Source organism: Nocardiopsis metallicus, from assembly GCF_014201115.1.
Taxonomy (GTDB): Bacteria; Actinomycetota; Actinomycetes; order Streptosporangiales; family Streptosporangiaceae; genus Nocardiopsis; species Nocardiopsis metallicus.
Window position 1 is genome coordinate 6,200,368 of the sequence record NZ_JACHDO010000001.1, and the last position, 21,737, is coordinate 6,222,104.

Annotated in this window: 18 protein-coding genes and 1 pseudogene; 15 read left to right on the plus strand and 4 right to left on the minus strand. The window is 70.5% G+C overall.

Annotated features, from left to right (window positions below):
* Positions 1-5: 5 nt before the first annotated feature.
* On the plus strand, positions 6-728 hold the full coding sequence (locus HNR07_RS27225; protein WP_184367841.1) for a hypothetical protein: 723 nt from the start codon (positions 6-8) through the stop codon (positions 726-728).
* 143 nt (positions 729-871) lie between these two features.
* Here HNR07_RS27225 and HNR07_RS27230 read toward each other — a convergent pair whose 3' ends face one another.
* The gene (locus HNR07_RS27230; protein ID WP_184367844.1) at positions 872-2,026 is read right to left on the minus strand and encodes an acyl-CoA dehydrogenase family protein; all 1,155 of its coding nucleotides are present in this window, start codon (positions 2,024-2,026) and stop codon (positions 872-874) included.
* A 134-nt stretch (positions 2,027-2,160) separates the two neighbouring features.
* Between HNR07_RS27230 and HNR07_RS27235 the strand changes: the two genes are divergently transcribed.
* The 4 genes from HNR07_RS27235 (at position 2,161) to HNR07_RS27250 (ending at position 7,886) form a co-directional block, all read left to right on the plus strand.
* Complete coding sequence (locus HNR07_RS27235) at positions 2,161-2,898, plus strand: TetR/AcrR family transcriptional regulator (protein WP_312894081.1); 738 nt, start codon at positions 2,161-2,163, stop codon at positions 2,896-2,898.
* Between the two features lie 204 nt (positions 2,899-3,102).
* Positions 3,103-4,728: a peptide chain release factor 3 gene (locus HNR07_RS27240; RefSeq protein WP_184367850.1), complete on the plus strand. Its 1,626-nt coding sequence runs from the start codon at positions 3,103-3,105 to the stop codon at positions 4,726-4,728.
* An 822-nt stretch (positions 4,729-5,550) separates the two neighbouring features.
* Positions 5,551-6,837 carry a citrate synthase gene (locus tag HNR07_RS27245; protein ID WP_184367870.1) on the plus strand — a complete coding sequence of 429 codons (1,287 nt, stop codon included), beginning with the start codon at positions 5,551-5,553 and terminating at the stop codon, positions 6,835-6,837.
* A gap of 209 nt (positions 6,838-7,046) precedes the next feature.
* Positions 7,047-7,886 (plus strand): HdeD family acid-resistance protein, encoded by an 840-nt coding sequence (locus HNR07_RS27250; protein WP_184367873.1) that lies wholly within the window; start codon positions 7,047-7,049, stop codon positions 7,884-7,886.
* A 42-nt stretch (positions 7,887-7,928) separates the two neighbouring features.
* On the opposite strand, the gene HNR07_RS27255 is transcribed toward HNR07_RS27250, so the two are convergent.
* Complete coding sequence (locus HNR07_RS27255) at positions 7,929-8,243, minus strand: putative quinol monooxygenase (RefSeq protein WP_184367876.1); 315 nt, start codon at positions 8,241-8,243, stop codon at positions 7,929-7,931.
* 215 nt (positions 8,244-8,458) lie between these two features.
* Here HNR07_RS27255 and HNR07_RS27260 point away from each other — a divergent pair, with 215 nt between their 5' ends.
* Positions 8,459-9,637 carry a macrolide family glycosyltransferase gene (locus HNR07_RS27260; protein ID WP_184372748.1) on the plus strand — a complete coding sequence of 393 codons (1,179 nt, stop codon included), beginning with the start codon at positions 8,459-8,461 and terminating at the stop codon, positions 9,635-9,637.
* A gap of 122 nt (positions 9,638-9,759) precedes the next feature.
* Positions 9,760-10,076, plus strand: a pseudogene (locus HNR07_RS27265) (hypothetical protein); the annotation flags it as partial.
* A 57-nt stretch (positions 10,077-10,133) separates the two neighbouring features.
* On the opposite strand, the gene HNR07_RS27270 reads toward HNR07_RS27265, so the two are convergent.
* Positions 10,134-10,343, minus strand: coding sequence for a helix-hairpin-helix domain-containing protein (locus HNR07_RS27270; protein WP_017578925.1), 210 nt, complete (start codon positions 10,341-10,343; stop codon positions 10,134-10,136).
* A 208-nt stretch (positions 10,344-10,551) separates the two neighbouring features.
* On the opposite strand from HNR07_RS27270, the gene HNR07_RS27275 reads away from it, so the two are divergent.
* The 8 genes from HNR07_RS27275 (at position 10,552) to HNR07_RS27310 (ending at position 20,983) form a co-directional block, all read left to right on the plus strand.
* Positions 10,552-11,808: a hypothetical protein gene (locus HNR07_RS27275; RefSeq protein WP_184367878.1), complete on the plus strand. Its 1,257-nt coding sequence runs from the start codon at positions 10,552-10,554 to the stop codon at positions 11,806-11,808.
* Entirely contained in the window at positions 11,805-14,438 is a 2,634-nt protein-coding gene (locus HNR07_RS27280; RefSeq protein ID WP_376769951.1) for a serine/threonine-protein kinase, read from the plus strand. The genes HNR07_RS27275 and HNR07_RS27280 overlap by 4 nt, the downstream gene beginning before the upstream one ends.
* A 17-nt stretch (positions 14,439-14,455) precedes the next feature.
* A complete protein-coding gene (locus tag HNR07_RS27285; RefSeq protein ID WP_184367881.1) occupies positions 14,456-15,859 on the plus strand; it encodes a PP2C family protein-serine/threonine phosphatase in 1,404 nt (467 codons plus the stop codon).
* A complete protein-coding gene (locus HNR07_RS27290) occupies positions 15,843-17,192 on the plus strand; it encodes a VWA domain-containing protein (protein WP_184367884.1) in 1,350 nt (449 codons plus the stop codon). Before HNR07_RS27285 ends, HNR07_RS27290 begins: the two co-directional genes overlap by 17 nt.
* A 9-nt stretch (positions 17,193-17,201) precedes the next feature.
* Positions 17,202-17,984, plus strand: a complete 783-nt coding sequence (locus HNR07_RS27295; protein WP_184367887.1) for an FHA domain-containing protein — start codon at positions 17,202-17,204, stop codon at positions 17,982-17,984.
* 9 nt (positions 17,985-17,993) lie between these two features.
* Positions 17,994-19,625 carry a hypothetical protein gene (locus HNR07_RS27300; RefSeq protein WP_376769952.1) on the plus strand — a complete coding sequence of 544 codons (1,632 nt, stop codon included), beginning with the start codon at positions 17,994-17,996 and terminating at the stop codon, positions 19,623-19,625.
* Positions 19,626-19,667: 42 nt separating this feature from the next.
* Positions 19,668-20,495, plus strand: coding sequence for a glutamate ABC transporter substrate-binding protein (locus HNR07_RS27305; RefSeq protein WP_184367889.1), 828 nt, complete (start codon positions 19,668-19,670; stop codon positions 20,493-20,495).
* Between the two features lie 188 nt (positions 20,496-20,683).
* The gene (locus tag HNR07_RS27310; RefSeq protein ID WP_184367892.1) at positions 20,684-20,983 is read left to right on the plus strand and encodes a DUF6221 family protein; all 300 of its coding nucleotides are present in this window, start codon (positions 20,684-20,686) and stop codon (positions 20,981-20,983) included.
* Positions 20,984-20,997: 14 nt separating this feature from the next.
* Here the strand turns inward: HNR07_RS27310 and HNR07_RS27315 are convergent, their stop codons facing one another.
* Positions 20,998-21,693 carry an HAD family hydrolase gene (locus HNR07_RS27315; protein WP_184367895.1) on the minus strand — a complete coding sequence of 232 codons (696 nt, stop codon included), beginning with the start codon at positions 21,691-21,693 and terminating at the stop codon, positions 20,998-21,000.
* Positions 21,694-21,737 lie beyond the last annotated feature (44 nt).

Sequence of the window (21,737 nt, forward strand, 5' to 3'; positions counted from 1 at the left end):
TGCCCATGGCCGCCTTGGATCCGACCTTCAAGAGCAACGTCAACTCGGTCGCCGAGTTCGATGGTGTCGTGGAGCCCGATGGCCCCAATCACTACCGGTTCTCCGGAACCCTCAAGTCCAGCTGCCAGCTCTACCGAGGTGACGAGTCCTTCCACAACACGGTGCGCCTGGGCCACGGCGCCACGTCCGGTGAGTACTCCTACCTGGAGTACGAGATCGTGGGCAGCGGCGAGAACACCTGGCAGGTCGAGGGCAGCGGAAGCCGGGAGGCGAACGAGACCGTCGACTTCCGCGTGGGTGTCAACGACGGCCTTTCCGGCCAGTTCCACTACGGCAGCAGTGTCACGGTGCCGCCGGGCGGCCCGAAGCAGAGGTTCACCCCGGTGTACATCGTCGACGACCCGTACGGCGAGAACAAGTACGACATCCGGGCCGAGGGAACGGTGCGCGCCGACGGGCCGACCGGTTACGTCATCGAGTGCGAGTTCAGTGCGTATGACGGCCCCGGCGCCATGACCGACCAGTCCGCGACCTTCGGCTGGAAGACGTCCAGCGGAAAGTGGGAGTACAAGTCCTTCTACTGCAAGGACACACCGACGACGTTCACGATCCGGGGCACCCGCAAGAGCGGCGAGAACGTCCAGGTGGTCGTTGGCGCGACCAGCAAGGTGCTGAACCTGTACGGGTACGGCGACGAGGTCGACCTGGCCCTGCCCGAGAACTTCTGACCGCACGCCGCTCTCGGTGCGATCCGCACCGACCAGGACTGATCCCCTGACACGCCCCTGACACACCAACAGGCCCCCACCCGTTCCCGGGCGGGGGCCTGCTGCCGCACCTGAGTGCGCACCGCGGAGCAGAGTTCAGCGGCCTACTTGAGGAGCTGGCGGGCCATCACCATGCGCTGGATCTGGTTGGTGCCCTCGTAGATCTGGGTGATCTTGGCGTCGCGCATCATGCGCTCCAGCGGGAAGTCCTTCACGTAACCAGCGCCGCCCAGCAGCTGCACGGCGTCGGTGGTGATCTCCATGGCGGCGTCGGAGGCGTAGCACTTGGCGGCGGCACCGTAGAAGGCCAGGTCGTCGTCGCCGCGCTCGGACTTGGCGGCGGCCACGTAGACCATCTGGCGGGCGGTCTCCAGCTTCATGGCCATGTCGGCCAGCATGAACTGGATGCCCTGGAAGTCGGCGACGGCCTTACCGAACTGCTTGCGCTCCTTGACGTAGGCCACGGCGTGGTCCAAGGCGCCCTGGGCGATGCCGACGGCCTGCGCGCCGATGGTGACGCGCGTGTGGTCCAGGGTGCGCAGGGCGATCTTGAGGCCCTCGCCCGGGGCGCCGATGATCCGGTTGCCGGGGATGTGGACGTCGTCGAAGAACAGCTCACGGGTGGGGGAGCCCTTGATGCCGAGCTTGCGCTCGGGCTCGCCCAGGGTGAAGCCCGGGTCGTCGGCGTGCACGACGAAGGCGGAGATGTTGCGGCCGCGCTTGCCCTCGGGGTCGGTCACGGCCAGCACGGTGTAGTACTCGCTGACACCGGCGTTGGTGATCCAGGACTTCTGGCCGTTGAGTACCCAGTCGTCGCCCTTGGGGGTGGCCAGGCTGCGCATGGAGGCCGTGTCGGAACCGGCCTCGCGCTCGGACAGGCCGTAGGAGAACATCGCCTCGCCGCGTGCGACGGGGGTCAGGTAGCGCTGCTTGACCTCCTCGGAGCCGCCCAGGATCACCGGCATGGTGCCGAGCTTGTTCACGGCGGGGATCAGGGAGGAGGAGGCACAGACACGGGCCACCTCCTCGATGATGATGCAGGTGGCGAGCGCGTCCGCGCCCACGCCCTCGTAGTCCTCGGCGATGTGCGCGGCGTGGAAGTCGGTGGCGACCAGGGCGTCCAGCGCGTCCTGCGGGAAGGCCGACTTCTCGTCCACCTCGGCGGCGTGCGGGGCGATCTTGTCCTCGGCCACAGAGCGGACCGCCGCCCGCAGCTCCTCGTGCTCTTCGTTGGTCCTGAACAGATCGAAGTCGCCCATCACGCTCTCCTCGCTTTGGCACCGCGTGCCTGGATATGGCATTCAGTGCCAGGGTAAGAGATGATCGGTGCGAAGTACACAGACACGGTCGGATAGCTTGTCGCCGGACGAGTCACCGGGCAATGGGGGAGGAGGTGGGCATGGCACCGACACGCGTGTCGACCCGCGAGGCCGTGCTGGCGGCCGTGCGGCTGTTCACCGCCGAGGGTTTCGACAGCACCACCATGGACGGCATCGCCGAGGCCACCGGGGTGAGCCGTCGCAGCCTCTTCCGCAGGTTCGGCTCCAAGGAGGACCTGCTCTTCGCCGAGCACGATGAGCTCTTCGAGACGGTCGTGCGGTACATGGAGGCCTCACCGGAGAGCCCCATGGCCACGGTGGCGGCCGCCGCGCGCCTGGTCTTCCAGGGGTACGTCCGCGACCCCGAGATCACTGTGCCGCGGTACCGGCTGGTGCGCGCCCACCCCCGGCTGCGGGACCGGGAAGTGGCCATGACCGCCCGCTACCAGGCCGCGTTCAGCCGCTACCTGAGTCAGAGCGCGGGTGCCGACCGTCCGTCCCTGGAGGTCGAGGTGGTTGCGGCGGCCCTCATCGCCGCGCACAACCACGTGCTCCGCGGCTGGCTGCGCGACCCCGACGGGGACCGTGTGTGGGAACGCTTCGACGAGGCGATGGCCCGGGTCGCCGACCTGGCCGCCCCGCTGCTGGCAGGCGGAAAGGGCGCCGAAGCCGGAGCTGCCCGAGAAGCCGGGGAAACCGGGAAAGCCCGCGAGTCCGGGGAAGAGCGCGTGCTGGTCGCGGTCTATCCGCGCGGGGCCTCCACCGCTGACCTGCTGCGCCGGATCTCCGAGGCGGTCGAAGGGGACCGCTAGGCACCCGGCGCACACCCCGGCGGGCACCCCGGAATGCGGCCGCCCGCCCGCACGTTGTTCTTGCTGATCCCCCACCTCCACGCCGCCGCGCACAGGTCTGTCACACGGGTCCCAGCCACACCCGTGCGCGCGTAGGCTGGACGGGGCCCAAAACCAGGGCGGCAGGTGAACAGGGCAGTACACGAGACGAGGCGGAAAGCGCAGATGAGCGTGGACACGGCGGGAGCGACCAAGCAGGAGTCAGAGGTCGCCCACGAGGCGGAGCGGCGGCGGACCTTCGCGGTCATCTCCCACCCCGACGCCGGTAAGTCGACGCTGACCGAGGCCTTGGCGCTGCACGCCGCCGCGATCTCCTCCGCCGGTGCGGTGCACGGCAAGGGCGACCGCAAGGGCGTGACCTCGGACTGGATGGACATGGAGCAGGACCGGGGGATCTCCATCACCTCGGCGGCCCTGCGGATCGACTACGACGGCCGCGTCCTCAACCTGCTGGACACCCCCGGCCACGCCGACTTCTCCGAGGACACCTACCGGGTGCTCTCGGCGGTGGACTGCGCGATCATGCTGCTGGACTCAGCCAAGGGCCTGGAGCCGCAGACCCTCAAGCTCTTCGACGTGTGCCGGGCCCGCAAGATGCCGGTGATCACGTTCGTCAACAAGTGGGACCGGCCGGGCCGTGAGCCGCTGGAGCTCCTCGACGAGATCGAGCAGCGCATCGGCCTGCGTCCCACCCCGCTGAACTGGCCGGTGGGTATCGCGGGTGACTTCCGCGGCCTGGTCGACCGCACGAGCGGTACCTACACCAAGATGACCCGCACCCCCGGCGGCGCCCAGAAGGCGATCGAGGAGGTCCTGGACGCCGACCGGGCCGCCGAGGTCGAGCTCGACGCGTGGGAGCAGGCACAGGAGGAGATCGAGCTGTTGGAGGCGCTGGGCGCCGACTTCGACCACGAGTCCTTCATGGCCGGCGAGTCCTCCCCGGTGCTGTTCGGTGCCGCGCTGTCCAACTTCGGTGTGGGCCAGCTGTTGGACACGATCGTGGACCGCGCCCCCGCGCCGTCGGCCAAGGCCGACGACAAGGAGAAGCCGCGCGAGGTGGAGAAGCCGTTCTCCGGTCAGGTCTTCAAGATGCAGGCCAACATGGACAAGAACCACCGGGACCGGATGGCGTTCGTGCGGGTCAGCTCGGGCCGCTTCGACCGGGGCATGGTGCTCACCCACGCGCCCACCGGCCGCCCCTTCGCCACCAAGTACACCCAGGCGGTGTTCGGCTCGGACCGCTCCACCATCGACACCGCCTACCCGGGCGATGTGATCGCCCTGGTCAACGCCCATTCGCTGGCCGTGGGCGACACCCTCTACGACGGCCCCAAGGTCTCCTTCCCGCCGATCCCCAGCTTCGCCCCCGAGCACTTCGTGGTGGCGCGCGCGGTGGACGCGGGCAAGTACAAGCAGTTCCAACGCGGTATCGCCCAGCTCGACGCCGAGGGTGTGGTGCAGGTGCTCACCTCCGACGTGCGCGGAGAGCAGGCCCCGGTGCTGGCGGCGGTCGGCCCGCTCCAGTTCGACGTGGTCAAGCACCGCATGGAGCAGGAGTTCCGCAGCCCCATCGAGGCCTCCCCGCTGGAGTACTCGGTGGCGCGGCGCACCGACGCCGAGTCGGCTCCGACCCTGCACGCGCTGTCCGGGGCCGAGGTCCTGCGCCGCCGCTCGGACGGTGAACTCCTGGTGCTGGTGCACAACAAGTGGCGCCTGCGGGTGATCGAGCGGGACAACCCCTCCCTGTTCATGGAGGCGTTGCTGGCCGGCGGCGTCGACGAGGGCGAGTAACCCCCGAGAAGGTTCGTCACCTCCGCGCAACCTCTTCGGGGAGCGTTCCGTCACCGGGTCCGCCACGGAAGCTGGATTCTTCGGCAAAGAGCGCTCGCATTGTTTACCCCTAGTGAATGCTGGTTACTCGCTGTCGACTCCGGTCCTGTTCGGTGGTGAATTCTCGTGCCGCTTCGAGCCTGTCGGTAAGGGGCCCGGCGAGGGGGAGAAATGCCACGTCCGGCTCGTGTGTGAAATCTCGTGCCCGGGGCACATACTCAGGTCCCTGGAGCGGGGGGAGAGAGTGCTCCGGGGGCGCCCCGGGCCGCCGGGCGGCGTGGCAGAGGCCAAGATCACCGAGTCGGGGCCACCCCGCGCCAGCCCTGGTGATCAGGGCGAAGGTACCCTGATGACAGGCCACTAGGGCGCTTGCGAACGCTTGGCCGCACCGGGCTCTGTTCGGGTATGTCCGCATCTGTGAAGTGCGGGCCGACGCGACGGGTCCGGGCGCGGGCCGCGTGTGTTCGGGGCGCCCAGGGGACCGGTTCAGGAGACGAGGGACGGACGGCGGGGGACCCCCGTCGCCGTCCGCGAAGTCTCAGGGCGATCACGGCGTTATCGGCGTTCGGCAAAGTCTGTAAATCTTCACTCTGCGGTAATTCTGACCACGTCTGGGTATGTGTTGCATGTCACCTGTTCGTGAATCGGTGAAACTTATATGATTTTGCTTAACCGTCGTTTAACAAAACAGAACAATAACGAGTGAATCAAGAACGTGGAGGCGGATCGCCTCGCGTCTGACACACCTCACGTATCCCCCGCCTGGAAAGGTTGACCTCGGGCATGAGCGATGACAAAGAGCGCACGGTGGAGCTCCACTACGAGGGCGGCGTGCTGAAGCTGCCGGTTTTCACCGGTACCGAGGGTGAGAGCACCATCGAGCTGAAGACCCTGCTGGGGTCGACCGGTATGACGACCCTGGACCCGGGGTTCGGCAACACCGCCTCGTGTAGCTCGAAGATCACCTATATCGATGGGGCCGCGGGCATCCTGCGTTACCGCGGGTACCCGATCGAGGACCTCGCGGTGCACAGCACCTTCCTGGAGACCGCCTACCTGGTGATCTACGGCGAGCTGCCCGAGCCCGGCCAGCTCAAGGAGTTCTCCGACAAGCTGCGCGACAACTCCGACATCCCGGCCGAGATGGGCGCGTTCATCGACGCGATGCCCCGTAACGGCCACCCCATGACGCTGATCTCCAGCGCCGTGAACACTCTCGCGGCCTACTGCGACGACAGCGTCGACCCGGGCGACGAGAACCAGGTCGAGCTCGCCACGATCCGGCTGATGGCCAAGCTGCCGACGATCGCGGCCCGCATCTACCGCAACTCGATCGGCGAGGCGCCGATCGCTCCGGACACCTCGCTCGACTACGTCGACAACTTCATCCGGATGACCTTCGGTGACAAGGCGCCCACGGGTGAGCTCGGCGAGCTGTTCAACAAGGCCGTCGGCATGCTGCTGGTGCTGCACGCCGACCACGAGCTGAACTGCTCCACCGCCACCGTGCGCGTGGTCGGCTCCTCGCTGGCCGACATCTACTCCAGCGTCTCCGCCGGTATCAACGCCCTGTCCGGCCCGTCGCACGGCGGCGCCAACCAGGCCGTCCTGGAGATGCTCGAGGAGATCCGCGACTCCGGTATCTCCATCGAGGACTTCCTGGAGAAGGTCAAGGCCCGCGAGATGCGCCTCATGGGCTTCGGGCACCGGGTCTACAAGAACTTCGACCCGCGCAGCAAGGAGATCAAGGTTCTGGCCAGCCAGATCCTCGACCGGCACGAGAACCCGGACGAGCTCTTCGCGCTCGCCCTCAAGCTCGAGGCCGCCGCGCTCCAGGACTCGTACTTCACCGAGCGCAAGCTCTACCCGAACGTCGACTTCTACACCGGCGTCATCTACCGCACCATGGGTTTCCCGACCAACATGTTCACCGTGTTGTTCGCGATCGGCCGTCTGCCCGGCTGGATCGCCCACTTCCGCGAGCAGGCAGTCGACCCGGCCTTCCGGATCGCGCGCCCGCGCCAGCACTACATCGGCGCCGCCGAGCGCCGTTACCCCGGCCAGGGCTAGACGCCTCCGGAGTACCTCGACCGCCCGCCCACGTCACCGACGAGGGCGGGCGTTCGTGTGTCCGGGGGATCCGTAGGAAGTTACAGCGGAGTAGAACTTCCCTTTCCATACATTTTGCGTACTTTCTGTCATCGGTATGCGACGGTGAGGGAAGTTCCAGAGGGTGGTCCCGCACACGAGCGGGCCCGCGCGAGGGGAGGGGGCTGGCTATGGTCCGGTACGCGTTGGCCGGGAACATACTCGGAGACCTGAGTCAGAGTTGGTGGGTCCTGGTCGTACGCGGTGCGGCGGCCGTCATCTTCGGCGTGGTAGCTCTCGCCTGGCCAGGAGAGAGCCTCCTCGCCCTGATGATCGTCTTCGGTGCCTTCGCGCTCGTGGACGGCATCGCCGTGGGGATCACGGCCTTCCGCGCGGCGTCAGGTACGAGAACACCACTGGTGATCCAGTCCGTGCTCTCCATCCTTCTGGGGCTGGGCGCACTGATCTGGCCGCTGGCCTTCGGCCTCGCGATGGTGTTCGTGATCGCTGCCTGGGCGATCGTCACGGGTGTGGCCGAGATCGTTACCGCCGTACGACTGCGTGCTCAGATCAGCTCGGAGTGGCTGCTGATCTTCATTGGCGCTCTCTCGGTGATCCTCGGTGCCCTGCTGTTCTTGGAACCGATCCTGGGCGCCCTGACGATCATCACCGTCGTTGGTATCTACGCGATCGTGTTCGGTGTGGTGATGGCGGTCGCGGGCTTCCGGCTGCGCGGTGCGGCTGACCGCCTCGCCAGCGAGGAAGAGCAGATGACAGCCGGCGCCGAGGACTTCGGCGGATCCGGTGACGTGGGCGGGCCCACAGCGGAGGCCGGTACGGAGCCCGCGGACGAGGAGCGCCCCGTGAGCGCCTTCGACGAGGGCTACGCGGGCGGCTACAGCGACGGCTACCGCGGCGACCAGCGGGACACCGACCAGATCCCGGAGGCGGCCGAGGACGAGACCGCGGCGCCCAGAGCCGGTCGGCACCGGGCCCACAAGGAGCGTCCCGAGGACCCCGGCACCCTGTGACACCAAAGGGTTCGCAGGGCCCCGCAGGACCGCGAGGGGGTCTCAGCCCTCGCTGAGGAGGAGGGGGCCGAGCCGGTTGACCTGGCTTCCGGGGACGACCAGCTCGGCCTTCTCCTCCTGCCATGCCAGGAAGTGCGGGGTGAGCCGGTGCGCGGCCAGCGCGTCCTCGTCCGCGAAGACCTCGTACACCCAGAAGGCGTCGGGGTCCGCCGGGTCGCCGACCACGTCGAAGCGCAGGCAGCCCGGTTCGTCCCGCAGCGCGCACGAGGCGTTGCGGGAGATCCCGGCGAGGAACTCCTCACGCCGCCCGGGCAGGGCCCGGATCGAGACCACCAGCGCGACGGGGGACGCGGGCATGACCTGGCTCTCCTCTGTCACGGGTGCGTCCGGAAAAGCGTTGGACGCCGGGCGCGGGGCTGTCCTAGCCTAGCGCGCACGTGCTTCCACCAGATCTACGGCTAGGCCCCCGACGCCCCGCGCCCTCCCCGCCAACACAGGGGACCGGCGCCCGCCAGTCCTACCCGTAGAGAGCCCCCTGGAGAAGCACCTTGACTCGCCGCCTGCACATCGCCATGGTCGGGGTCCCCGCCGTGAGCCACGTCCTGCCCAGCCTGGAGATCATCCGGGAGCTGGTCGCCCGCGGCCACCGCGTGACCTACGCCAACGACCCCGTGGACCGGGTCGGAGGCCTCATCGCCTCGACCGGTGCCGAACTCGTCCGCTTCACCACCACCCTGCCCACCGGGGACGAGGAGTGGGGCGGCGACCCGATCGAGGGGATGGACATCTTCCTCGACGACGCCATCAACTCCTTGCCCGTGCTCCGCGAGGCCTACGAGAACGACCGCCCGGACCTGTTCCTGTACGACATCGGCGGCTACGCGGCCCGGGTCCTGGCCGTCAACTGGGGCGTCCCGTCCGTGCAGCTCTCCCCGACCTACGTGGCCTGGGCCGACTACGCGGACACCGTCCTGGAACGGCTGCGCGAGCAGCCCGGCGCGAGCGGGCACTTCGCCAAGTTCGACTCCTGGCTGACCGGGAACGGCGTCACCGGGCTGGACCACACGAACTTCGCCGGGGTCCCGGACCGCGCTCTGGCGATGATCCCGCGTGAGATGCAGCCCTTCGCCGACACCGTCTCCGACACGGTCACGTTCGTGGGCCCGTGCCTGGGCGAGCGCGCGGACCAGGGCCACTGGACCAGGACCGCGGACGCCGAGCGGGTCCTGCTGGTCTCCCTGGGCTCGGCCTTCACCCGGCAGCCGGAGTTCTACCGCTCCTGCCTGAAGGCCTTCGGCGACCTGCCCGGCTGGCACACCGTGCTCCAGGTCGGCGAGTACGTGAACGCCGACGACCTGGGCGCGATCCCCGCCAACGTCGAAGTCCGTTCCTGGGTACCGCAGCTGGACATCCTCCGCCAGGCGGACGCCTTCGTCACCCACGCGGGGATGGGCGGTTCCAGCGAGGGCCTGTACACGGCCACACCGATGATCGCGGTGCCCCAGGCGGCCGACCAGTTCGACAACGCCGACCGCCTCCAGGAGGTCGGGGTGGCCCGCCGGATCGACACCGCGGACGCCACCCCCGGGGCACTGCGGGCGGCCCTGCTCGACCTCACCTCCGCCCCGGCGGTGGCCGAGCGCCTGGCCGGGATCAGCGCCCGGCTCCAGGAGAGCGGTACCTCCTACGCGGCCGACCTCGTCGAGACCGAGGCCCGGAAGGCGGCCGAGGCGGCCGGAGCCGCCGAGTAGCCCTCTCCGCGACACCTCTTCCCATGACGGCGGTGCGCCGCGCCCTTGGCGGGTACGGCGCACCGCCGTGCCTCGTCGACGCCACACCGCCAGCCGCGCATCACCAACAGCGGGGAGCGCGCATGGACCACCTCGTCGTCGTCACCGGCGGACCGGGACCGGGCGAGACGACCCTGATCGACCACCTGGCCGGGCTCGGGTACGGGCGCACGGTCGAGGCGGGCCGGGCCGTCATCCGCGACCGGCGGCAGATCGACGGCCCCGCCCTGGCCGGAGGCCTTCACCGGGGACAGCGAGCGCCACCGGTCATCGGAGGAGGCCGGACGCACCTGTGAGGGGACGCGCGAGGCCCACCCGGCCTTGCGGGTGCGAGCTGCTCACCCCGCCCCGGGTGCCGGTCGCCGAGCGCGTCCGCTTCGTACCGGACCACCTGGCGAAGCCCCCGGCCAGACCTGCGGGCCCAGACCTGCGGGCCCAGGCCTGCGCGGAGCACATCTTAGGCCTCCAGGGACATACCCCGGGCGTTCAGCAGGTCGCTCAGGATGTCGGTGCCCGTGGGGCCCATCCCCTGAAGCTCCAGCAGGTCGCTCTCGCTCACCCCGTCCAGCTGCTCCAGTCTCGTGTATCCGGCGTGTGCCAGGGCCCGCTGGGCGGGGGCACCGATGCCGGGGAACTCTTCTTCCGCTCTGTCCTCTGTTCTGGCCATGTGGGTGTCCTACCCAGCGCATGGGATGCCGCAGATGACGTGTGTGTTGCGGTTGTGGCCGCTCGTGGCCGGAAAACGCGTAGTCCCTTGTGGATCGGGGTGGGCCCGGCCACACTCTTGTCCTAGGTAAAGAGAGAGTACGGAGCGGCTCGGGCAGCCGGGGGTGATACGTCAGGTGGCGAGGGCTTCAGGGTCGGGTGTGCCGCCGATGAGCTGGGAGGGCGTCGACCACGCGCTCAACCGGGTCCGCGGCGAGGCCGACCGTATCGCGCTCAACCTCGCCGATCTGGACCGGCACGTGGGATACCAGCTGCTCAGGGAGGCCGACCTGGTCGGCGGGACCAGGAGCCGCTGGGATCAGGCCTCGGTGCACCTCCACAGGCTGTGGACGGTACACGGCGCCTTCGCGGCGGTCATCGACCGGGCGGTCCGGGTGCGTGCGAACGGTGGCGAGGACCCGCTGGGCGAACTCACGTTCCTGCTCCTGGGCGAGTCCGTCACGCTCCCCCTCGCCGAGCAGCCCCTGCGCGAGCGAGGACTGCTCGACCCCGACACCGAACACATCACCCTCGCCGAGGCCGTCGCGCGTATGTCCGCCGACTACGAGGAGGCCACGGAGGTCATCTCGGCGGCGGAGACCGCCTGGGACGCCCTGCACCCCAGGCTCGGTGAGCTGGAGTCCATGTGGCAGGAGGTCTGCACCCTCTCCGACCAGGTCGAACTGGGCGACGATCAGCACGAGAACCTCCGCGAACAGCTGTTCCGAGTGGGGGAGACCGTCCGCCGCGACCCCCTCTCCCTGGTCGTCGACGCCCGCGTCGACACCTCGTCCCTGGACCGCCTCAGGGGCCTGCTCGACCGCACCCGCGGCGAACTCCGCGACGCCCTGCGCATGCGCGACTCCTACACCGAGAGCATCAAGCGCCTCGTTTCGGCCATCGACGACGTGGAACAGGTCGTCCGGCGCGCCGGTGAACTGCGCGCCCGGGTCATCGCGAAGATCTCCTCACCCCGGGCCATCGACGTCCCCGACCCCGTGCCGGGGCTGCGCGCCGCCGTGGTGGAGATGGACATCCTGCGCTCCCAGAGCGACTGGTGGGGGCTGGGCGCCCGGCTGGGACAGCTGCAGCGCTCCGTCCACCAGGCCGGTGACGACGCGAAGGAACGGGAGGACAACCTCACCGGGCTCCTCCAGCGCCGGGCCGAGCTCCGCGGCCGACTCGACGCCTTCCGGGCCCGCTCGGTCCGCCTCGGTCTGGCCGAACACGAACGGCTCACCGAACTCCACGGCCGCGCCCACTGGGAACTGTGGAACGCCCCCTGTGACCTGCGAGCGGCCACCGTGGCGCTGTCCGCCTACCAGCGGAGGCTCCAGGAACTTTCGGGAGACGAACCCCCGGGAAGCAGAACCACACCGGGAGACAGGGCGTCAGATGGCGAGACTGATGGTGGTGTGAGCAGATGACCGAGTGCACTTCTCCCGGCTGCCAGGGCCAGATCGAGGACGGCTTCTGTGTCGTGTGCGGTCTCGCCCCGGTGGAAACACAGCCTCCTGTGCCCCAGCCGGGTGCCGGGGCGCCGACCGCGGGTCCGGCACCCGGATCCCCCGGACCTCCCGGACCTCCCGGATCCCCTGGCTACCGGGGCCCCTCGGGGCCCCAACGCCCGCCCGGGTACCAGCACCCTTCCGGGCCCCAGGCCGCCCAGCACCCTTCCTGGCCCCAGCCGTCCCAGGCGCCCCCGGGACAGCAGAGACCACCCGCCCCGCGGCCTGCGGCCTCCGGACCCCAGCCCGTCTTCGGAGTGCCCCAGCAGGCGAGTCCACTGGGTTCGGGTCCGCAACCCTCCCCGGCCTCCGGCCCCTCCCCGGCCGGGAGCGGTGCCACCGACCAGTGGGTGCCCTCCAGCCCCTCCCTCCGGGACCCCGCGGGCAACGACATGTCCGTGCACTCCCACCCGATCAGCTCGGGCAACATCCGCCTGTCCGGCCGCTCCGGTCCGGGCAGTACCGCCGGGACCGTCGGCAGCTCGCGCACCGGGAGCAGCTCCAGCCGCGGTTCCAAGCGCGGCATGCTGGGCCTGGGTATGGTCCAGGTCCCGCTGGTCCCCGCCCGCGACCCCTCCGAAGCGATCATGACCAACCCGGTCGTGTCGGAGAAGAACCGCTTCTGCGGCAACTGCGGAGAGAAGGTCGGCCGGGCCCGCGGAGGCCAGGAAGGCCGCACCGAGGGCTTCTGCCGCCAGTGCGGTACCCAGTTCTCCTTCACCCCCAAGCTGGCCAAGGGCGACATGGTCGGCGGTCAGTACGAGGTCCTGGGCTGCCTGGCCCACGGCGGGCTCGGCTGGATCTACCTGGCCAGGGACCGCAACGTCAACGACCGCTGGGTGGTCCTCAAGGGCCTGCTCAACGCCGGTGACGCCGAGGCGCACAAGGCCGCCGCGGCGGAACGGGCCTTCCTCTCCGAGGTCGAGCACCCCAACATCGTCAAGATCATCAACTTCTCCCAGCACCCCGACCCGCGCACCGGAATCCCCGGCGGCCACATCGTCATGGAGTACGTGGGCGGCAAATCGCTGCGGGAGCTGCTCGTCGAACGCCGGCAGGACGGCTCCGGGGAGGAGGTCCTCCCCGTCGAGCGGGTGATCGCCTACGGCCTGGAGTGCCTGCGCGCCCTCGGTTACCTGCACTCCAAGGGCCTGCTCTACTGCGACTTCAAGCCGGACAACGTCATCCAGAGCGAGGAGCTGATCAAGCTCATCGACCTCGGCGGCGTCCGGCGCATGGACGACACGCTCAGCCCCGTCTACACCACCCCCGGCTACCGGGTGCCCGAGGACGAGCTCCGGGGGCCGGGCCCCACGATCAGCGCCGACCTCTACTCCGTCGGCCGCGCCCTGGCGGTGCTCAGCTTCCACTTCAGCTTCATGCGCCAGCACCCGCACAGCATCCCGCCCCGGAACGAGGTGCCGCTGCTCCAGCGGTACGAGTCCTACGACCGCTTCCTGCGCCGGGCCACCAACATCGAACCCGAGTCGCGCTTCCACGACGCCGGGGACATGGCCGACCAGCTCACCGGGGTGCTCCGCGAGGTCCTCTCCGAGATCGAGGGCACCCCGCACCCGGCGGCCTCCGCGCTCTTCGGCGGGGAAACCTTCACCAGCGGCTCCGACGTGGGCGCGCACAACGCCGACCGCATGCTCAGCCCGCCCTCGCCCACCGAGGCCGCCGGGCTGCTGCCCGCCCCGCTCGTCGACCCGGTCGACCCGGCCGCCCAACTCCTGCGCAGCTTCGCGGGCATGCCCCCGGCCGAGCTCATCCCGACCCTGCGCGCGGCCCAGGCGCCCACCCCCGAGACCCTGTTGATGCTCGCCCGGGCGCTGATCACGGTCGGCCAGCACAACGAGGCCCTGGACGCCCTCCAACAGTTCAGCTCGGCCGTGCCCGGCGACTGGCGGACCATGTGGTACCTCGCCGTGGCCGAACTCAGCACGGGCAGCTTCCAGGAGGCCCGGAACCACTTCGACGAGCTCTACGACCACCTCCCCGGGGAGGTGGCGCCCAAGCTCGGCCTGGCCCTGGCGTGCGAACGCACCGCAGACCTGGAGACGGCCGCACGCCAGTACGCCACGGTGTGGTCCACCGACCACTCCTACGTGAGCGCGGCCTTCGGACTGGCCCGGATCAGAGTGGCCCAGGGTGACCGGGCCTCCGCCATCCAGGTCCTGGACACCGTCCCCGAGCTGTCGAGCCTGTACATCCACGCCCAGACCGCACTGATCGCCGCGCTCGCCACCGGCGCCACCGACAGCGCCGACTACGTGCGCGCCGGTGAACGGCTCGGCCGGATCGGTCTGGACAGCGAGTCCGCCGACCGGTTGGCCGCCCGGGTCCTGGAGTCCGCCCTGACCTGGCTCCGGTCGGGCGGCAGCGCCCCGGCCGGTCAGCGACTCCTGGACGGTGACCTCACCGAGGAGGGCGTCCGCGCCAACCTGGAGCGCCGCTACCGGTCCCTGGCACACCGGGCCAGCCGGACCTCGGAGCGCTACGAGCTCATCGACAGGGCGAACTCCCTACGCCCGGTGACACTCCTGTGAGGATCGAAGGAACGGCGATGACAAAGGTGCGGACCTGCCCTACCTGCGCCGACACGGTGTCAGCGGAGGACGCCTTCTGTGAGGGGTGCGGTCAGACCCTCCCGAAGGCCCCGTCGGCGCGGACGGAGGAGAGCGGTCAACCCGACCGCGTGCCCACCACCCCCCAGCCGAGCATGTCCGGGGCCTCGGCCTCCGAGGCGGAGACGATGGTGGTGGAGCGTCCCGGCCTGACCCCCGCTGACGGCGCCCCGACCGCGCCCCAGGTCAGCCTGAACGGCGCAGTGCGCGACGAGCGGATCGAGGGCGGTGGCCGGGGCGACGGGGACGCTGACGGTGCCGGGGACCCCGACGGGGAGCTCTCGGACTGGGAGGCGGTCGACCTCCAGATCACCCAACCCATCTACCGGAACCCGGCGCCCCCCGCATCCAGGCCCGAACCGGCCGGAGCGCCCCCGGCGGCGGAGGCCGTCCCCGAGTGGCCGCCGCCCGCCGTGGGAAGCAACCCGGTCGCCGTGGACAACCCCGAACTGTGCGTGTGGTGCCCGGGACGGGTCGTGGACGGGTACTGCGAGAAGTGCGGTTTCCTCCAGCCCACCGGACGCGACCACGTCGAGGTCCGCGCCGGACGGGCCTTCGGGGTCAGTGACCGGGGCCTGCGGCACAAGCGCAACGAGGACGCGATGGCCATCCGGGTCATCGAGGACGGCGCGCCCCGGGCCGCGGGGACCGTCGTGGCGGTCGTCTGCGACGGGGTTTCCAGCTCGCCCCGCTCCGACGAGGCCTCCCGGGTCACCGCCGAGACCGGGGCGACCGTGCTCGCCGAGCAGATGCGCCAGGGGGCCGACCCCCGCGAGGCCACCGGGGCGGCGATGACCCGCGCCGCCCAGGCGGTCGCCGCCATCGCCGACTCACCCAGCTCCGCCCCGGCCTGCACCTTCGTGTCCGCGGTGGTGGACCCCGCCACCGGCGCGGTCACCGTCGGCTGGGTCGGGGACAGCCGTGCCTACTGGATCTCCGGCGGCCCCGCCTCCAGTGCCTCGACCCTGCTCACCAGGGACGACTCCTGGAGCGAGGCGATGGTGCAGATGGGTGCGCTCTCCCGCGAGGAGGCGATGCGCTCGGCCAACGCCCACGCGCTCATCGCCTGGATGGGCGCGGACTCGGGAGAGATCGACGCGCACGTCTCGACGGTCACCCCCACCGGTCCCGGTGCCATCCTGCTGTGCAGCGACGGCCTCTGGAACTACTACCCGCAGGCCCAGGACCTGACCGATGCGGTACCGGGGGCCACCGCCGCCCCGCTGGAGGGGGCCCGCACCTACGTCAGCCTCGCCCTGAGAGCGGGCGGCAAGGACAACATCACCGTCGTCGTCATTCCCGTACCCACCGAACAAGGGGGTTCCCGTGCCGCACAGCTCTGACCGCTCCGGCGAGCCCGAGTTCCGCGTCGAGATCGACCAGAACCCCTTCCTGCCCATCGGTGGTACCGAGGTGCACGCCGTGGTGAGCGTGACCTCGAACAGCCCGGTGCTGGTGGGTTCGGCGGTGCGCGCCGCGGAGGTGATCATCGTCGACACCTCCGGCTCCATGTACGGCGAGAAGATCAACGCGGCCAAGCAGGCGGCGCGCGCGGCCATCGAGACCCTGCGCGACGGCGTCCGCTTCGCGGTGGTCGCCGGGCACCGCGAGGCGGAGATGATCTTCCCCGAGACCGCCCGCCTGGTGGAGGTCGACGCCTCGACCCGGGCGGCCGCGCTGGACGCGGTGGGCAAGCTGCGCGCCGACGGCGGCACCCGTATGGGCAGCTGGCTGCTCAAGGCCGCGGCGCTGTTCGACACCGTCGACGACGGCATCAAGCACGCCATCCTGCTCACCGACGGCCAGAACAACGAGATGTCCGACGTCTTCGAGGGGGTGCTCCAGCGGCTCGCCGGACGGTTCGTCTGCGACTGCCGCGGGGTGGGTACCGACTGGAAGGTGGCGGAGCTGCGCCGGATCGACGCCGCCCTGCTCGGCGGCGGGCCGGGTATCATCGCCGACCCCGCCGACCTGGAGGCGGATTTCCGGGCGATGGCCCAGGCCTCCATGGGCAAGGCGGTGGCCGATGTGGCACTGCGCCTGTGGACGCCCCAACACGCGGTGGTGCGCTACGTGAAACAGGTGGCGCCCACCGTCCAGGACCTCAGCGGACGCGCGGTCGAACGGGTCGCCCAGGCCGGGGACTACCCCACCGGTTCCTGGGGTACGGAGAGCCGCGACTACCACGTGTGCGTGGAGGTACCGCCGGGCGATCCCGGCCGCCAGTTGCGCGCGGGCTGGGTCAGAGTGGTGGTGCCCGGCGAGGGCGGGGCCCCGGACCAGGTCCTCGCCTCCGGAAACATCCTCGCCGAGTGGACGTCGGACGAGGTCAGGGCCACCGAGATCAACCCCCGGGTGGCCCACTACACGGGTCAGGCCGAACTGGCCCAGGCGATTCAGGACGGGCTCGCCGCCCGTCGCGAGGGAGACGAAGCGACCGCCACCACCAGGCTGGGTCGGGCCGTCGCGCTCGCCAACGAGTCGGGGAACGAGGAGACCGCGAGACTCCTCGACCGCGTCGTCGACGTCGTCGACGCGGTCACCGGAACGGTCCGGCTCAAGCCCAGCGTCGACAAGGTCGACGAGATGACCCTCGACACCAACTCGACCCGGACCGTACGGACCCGTCCCCGCCAGAGCGGACCGGGAACCGGCGGTGCCCCCGGACCCGGGTAGGAGGGACCCATGCCGAGTTGCCCTTCAGGGCACCACTCCACGGCCACCGACTTCTGCGACATCTGCGGGCTGCGCCTCCAGGCGCTGTCCGTGCCGCCCCCTGGCCACCCACCCGCGCAGCAGCACCCGCGTCATCAGCAACACCAGCAGTCGCAGCACCATCAATACCCGCAGCATCCGCAGCAACCGTCGGCGCGGCCACCGGCACAGCGCCCCGCCCCCGACCAGTCACCGCCCAGACCCAGACCGGCGACCCGGGGAGGGCCGTGCCCGGAGTGCGGCACCTCCAGGGCGGGCCGCTTCTGCGAGGAGTGCGGATACGACTTCGCCTCCCAGTCGGGCAGCCACCAGCGGCGCATCTCCGCGCCCGGCAGCGCGCCGATCGGGGTGCGCTGGCGTGCGGTCGTGGCGGCCGACCCCGCCTACTACCAGTACATGGTCGACCAGGGGATGCTCGACCCGACGCAGATCAGCTTCCCCGCAGGAGGCCAGCAGCGCCGGGTGACCCTCCAGGGCGAGCGGGTGCACATCGGACGACGAAGCAGGTCCAAGGGGTTCACCCCGGAGATCGACCTGGGCGGCCCCGGGGGAGATCCCGCGATCTCCCACATCCACGCGGTCCTGCTCTCCCGCCCGGGCGACACGTGGTCGTTGGTCGACCCCGGGTCGACCAACGGGACCACGATCAACGGGACGGCCAACCCCATCGCCCACCACGTGGAGGTTCCCCTGAATGACAGCGACAGGATCTACGTCGGCGCATGGACCGTCATCATCCTCCAGAAGGGGTGAACCCCGTTGATGCCCCCCAACCCCGACCAGGTGGCCGGGCGCCCGGAACCGGGCGCCCCCTCTCTGCCACCGTCGTCCGTCGAGTCGGCCCCCGGCGGGCGGCCGGGCGGTCGGCAGCTCACCGGACCCCACGGTTCCGGACCGGCACAGCCGGAGGGCGACGCCACGCGCAACCCCGCCGACGGCTCCACGGGAGGGCGGTACCTCCGTTCGTGGTGGCCGCGGGCGCGCGCCTCGATGCGGACCACGCCCGCCCGGGTGTGGGCGCTGACGCTCCTGTGCGTGCTGACCATCGCGACTCTGTACGGCTCCGCGACGGTCACGCTGAACCAGGCCCGTGACGGGCTCACCGTCCTGGGCCGCGACGCCGGGCCGCAGGCCATGGCCACCACCGAGCTGTACCTGGCCCTGGCCGACATGGACGCCGGCGTCGCGGACGTGCTGCTCATGGGTACCGACCACGATCTCGGGTCGGGGCGCGAGGCGGCCCTGGAGCGGTACGACGGCAGCCGGGCCCAGGCCAACGCGGCCCTGCTCCAGGCGGCCTCCCTCACCGAGGGCGACACCGTCGAGGAGCTCAACGTCCAGGCTGTCCTGGACGGGATGGGCGTCTACGACCAGAAGGTCAGCGAGGCGCGTCTGCTCAACGACGAGGCCCAGGCCGCTCCGGGGGAGGTGGACCCCGACGCCCTCGAGGCGTATCGGGAGGCCACCCAGCTGATGCACACCGAGCTACTGCCCAAGGCGTTCAACCTGGGACTGGACTCCTCGGCTATCGTGCGCGCCAACCACGAGGAGGGGCAGGCCACAGTGGCGCTCGGACTCGTGTGGGTCGGTGTGGTGGGCGTGGCGACCGTGGCCGCGCTCATCGGCCTCCAGCTGTACCTGCGGGTGCGGTTCCGACGCCGGTTCAACGCCCCGCTCCTGGCCGCCACGGCCGGGACCGTGGTGCTCACCCTCGGCGTCATCATGGCCCTCAACAGCAGCGGGGCCCACCAGAGCGACGCCAAGGACGAAGGACTGGACGCCGCCATGGCGCTGGCCCGGGCCGGGGCGATCGCCACCGACATGCAGGCTGACCAGAGCCGCTACCTCGCGGACGGCGACTACGCCGACAACTACCAGCAGGTGTACCTGGAGCGGGCGCAGCAGGTGCTGTTCCGCCCGGCCAGCACCCTGACGGACTACTACGAGGCGATCGGTGAGATCCCGGGTGCCTACCCGAACCTGCCCGGTTCGGACGGCGCGGACCCCGACGATCCGGGAACACTCGGATACCTGGGGCAGAGCGCCCAGGACTCGCTGCTGCCCGGTCAGGAGGGCGCCCTCGCCGAGGTGCTCACCGCCTACGCCGCCCTCCAGGAGGAGGACCAGCTGATGCGCGAGGCCGCCGAGGAGGAGGACCTGGCCGCGGCGATCGACATCCGGATGGGGGTGGCGCACGCCGAGGACGGGCTCTTCCCCGCCTACACCGAAGCGCTGGGCGGGCTGATCGAGCGGCACCAGGAGGAGTTCACCGCCGGGATCGAACGCGGTGACGCCGCGCTGTCCCCGTGGACCTGGGGGCTGCCGGTCGGCGCCCTCGTCCTGCTCGCGCTGGTGGTGGTCGGGGTCCGGCCCCGCCTGGCCGAGTACCGCTGACCCCGGACAGACTCTGACCCCCGAGAGACAAGGAACAGGCCGATGTGGTTTCGACACCGTCGTGGCGCGGCCGCGGCAGCCCTGGGCGCCGTGGCGGTGATGCTGCTGCCCGCCTGTTCGGCGGAGCGGGAGGAGTCCCTGGTCGACGCGGACTCGCTGACGATCGGGGTCAAGGACGACCAGCCCGGACTGGGCCTGGACGTGAACGGCGAGCTGGTCGGGTTCGACGTGGACGTGGCCAACTACATCGCCGCCCACCTCGGGATCGAGGATGTGGAGCTGGTGGGCATCACCTCGGCCGAGCGCGAGGAGAAGCTGGTCAGCGGTGAGGTGGACATGGTGGTGGCGACCTACTCCATCACCCCCGCCCGCAAGACCGAGGTGACCTTCGGCGGCCCGTACTACGTGGCCAAGCAGGACATCCTGGTGCGCGCGGAGGAGGACGCGGTGGACGGTGTGCGCGACCTGGAGGGGCGCAGCGTCTGCCAGGGCGCGGGCTCCAACTCGGCCTTCCGGATCACCGACGGCCTGGGCATCGACGTGCTCGAGCTCCAGGAGGCGGAGACCTACAGCGTCTGCATCGAAAGGCTGAGCGAGGGGTCGGTGGACGCGGTGTCCACGGACAACCTGATCCTCGCCGGGTTCCTGGCCGAGGACCCGGACTCGTTCCGCTTCGTGAACAACCCGTTCACCGACGAGAAGTACGGCGTGGGTCTGCCACACGGCGACGTGGCGGCCTGCGAGGCGGTGAACAAGGCGGTCAGCGAGATGTACCAGGACGGGACCGCGGTGGACCTGCTGGAGGAGTGGTTCGGCGAGACCGACCTGGAGGTGGTCCGGAGCGTCCCGCAGTTCGAGGGCTGCGGCTGAGGCGTGCTCGGGGAGCGACGTATCAGCGGGGGAACGCTGCCGGAGTGGCGGGTACCCGGTGTGACGGCTGGGAACGCGGTGCCACATCCACCCGGATCAGCGGGGCCTGCCGGGTGGCCCAAGCGGGTCAAATGGCAGATACTGAACCTTATGTAGGGCATTGGGGGGGACAGAAGAGGAGTCGTCCGTTGACCATCGTCGAGTTCCTGAACGCGCGTTTGGATGAGGACGAACGCGCGTCCAAGGCCGTCCCCGTGGGTTCACGCGGCCGGGAGCGCGCACTGGCCGAGGTGACGGCCAAACGCAAGATCGTCCGCGGCTACACCGAGGCGCACACCGCGAGCATGAGCATCATCGACACCTCCGCCCAGGCGGTGAAGGCCAAGGGCGACCCCTGGTCCGAACTCCTGGCCTGGCGACTCGCGGTGAAGTACCTGGCCGCCGTCTACCGGGGCCACCCCGAATACGACCGCACCTGGGAAGACTGAGCTCTGGGGAGAAGCTAGGCCGGCTTGGGTTCGGGCAGGGCGAGGAGCCGGTCCACGGTCTCGGCCAGGTCCCGGCCCTCGACGTCGGGGCTGGCGAAGACCGACGGGAAGCGTCCCTCCAGATGCGCCGACCAGCCCGTGACCAGTCCGGCCGCGCGGCCGCCCGCCGCGTCCCAGCCGTGCGCGGTGACCAGCCCCAGCCGCCCCGGGGCCACGTCGAGGGCGCGCGCCGCCGCCAGGTAGGGCTCACGGGCTGGTTTCCACGCTCCGGGCCGGTCACCCTCGGCGAGGATTTCCAGTGGGAGCCCGGAGCGCTCCACCAGCAGGCGCACCTGATCCCCGTCCCCCTGACCGAGTACCGCCGTCCGCACCCCCCGCTCACGCGCGGCCGCCAGGGCCGGGGCGGCCTCACGGCGGGGTTCGAGGCGGGTGATCCCGTCCAGGATGGCGTCCTCCGCCGCCGGGGCGATCTGGTTCCCGGTGATGTCGCGCAGGGAACCCCGGGCGACCTCCTCGAAGCTGCGGGCCTCGTTCAGCAGGGACAGCGCGAACGCGTCCCGCAGCAGGTGGTCGCGCCACCGGGTCATCAGCACCCGCGGGATCCCGGCCTCCCGGAACCGCCACTCCAGCGGGCCGAGCGGGAAGAGGGTGTCCAGGGCGTCGAGGACCAGGGCCGAGGGACGGACGGGAACGTGCGTGTGAGGGGGCATGGGGTGTGCTCCAACTCCTGAGGGGTGCCGCGGTCTACCTACCC

Bases quoted from the DNA above. Each gene is read 5' to 3' on its own strand.
- HNR07_RS27225 (WP_184367841.1), top strand. From the start codon at position 6: ATGGCCGCCTTGGATCCGACCTTCAAGAGCAACGTCAACTCGGTCGCC.
- HNR07_RS27230 (WP_184367844.1), bottom strand. From the start codon at position 2,026: ATGGGCGACTTCGATCTGTTCAGGACCAACGAAGAGCACGAGGAGCTG.
- HNR07_RS27240 (WP_184367850.1), top strand. From the start codon at position 3,103: ATGAGCGTGGACACGGCGGGAGCGACCAAGCAGGAGTCAGAGGTCGCC.
- HNR07_RS27245 (WP_184367870.1), top strand. From the start codon at position 5,551: ATGAGCGATGACAAAGAGCGCACGGTGGAGCTCCACTACGAGGGCGGC.
- HNR07_RS27250 (WP_184367873.1), top strand. From the start codon at position 7,047: ATGGTCCGGTACGCGTTGGCCGGGAACATACTCGGAGACCTGAGTCAG.
- HNR07_RS27255 (WP_184367876.1), bottom strand. From the start codon at position 8,243: ATGCCCGCGTCCCCCGTCGCGCTGGTGGTCTCGATCCGGGCCCTGCCC.
- HNR07_RS27260 (WP_184372748.1), top strand. From the start codon at position 8,459: ATGGTCGGGGTCCCCGCCGTGAGCCACGTCCTGCCCAGCCTGGAGATC.
- HNR07_RS27270 (WP_017578925.1), bottom strand. From the start codon at position 10,343: ATGGCCAGAACAGAGGACAGAGCGGAAGAAGAGTTCCCCGGCATCGGT.
- HNR07_RS27275 (WP_184367878.1), top strand. From the start codon at position 10,552: ATGAGCTGGGAGGGCGTCGACCACGCGCTCAACCGGGTCCGCGGCGAG.
- HNR07_RS27280 (WP_376769951.1), top strand. From the start codon at position 11,805: ATGACCGAGTGCACTTCTCCCGGCTGCCAGGGCCAGATCGAGGACGGC.
- HNR07_RS27285 (WP_184367881.1), top strand. From the start codon at position 14,456: ATGACAAAGGTGCGGACCTGCCCTACCTGCGCCGACACGGTGTCAGCG.
- HNR07_RS27295 (WP_184367887.1), top strand. From the start codon at position 17,202: ATGCCGAGTTGCCCTTCAGGGCACCACTCCACGGCCACCGACTTCTGC.
- HNR07_RS27300 (WP_376769952.1), top strand. From the start codon at position 17,994: ATGCCCCCCAACCCCGACCAGGTGGCCGGGCGCCCGGAACCGGGCGCC.
- HNR07_RS27305 (WP_184367889.1), top strand. From the start codon at position 19,668: ATGTGGTTTCGACACCGTCGTGGCGCGGCCGCGGCAGCCCTGGGCGCC.
- HNR07_RS27315 (WP_184367895.1), bottom strand. From the start codon at position 21,693: ATGCCCCCTCACACGCACGTTCCCGTCCGTCCCTCGGCCCTGGTCCTC.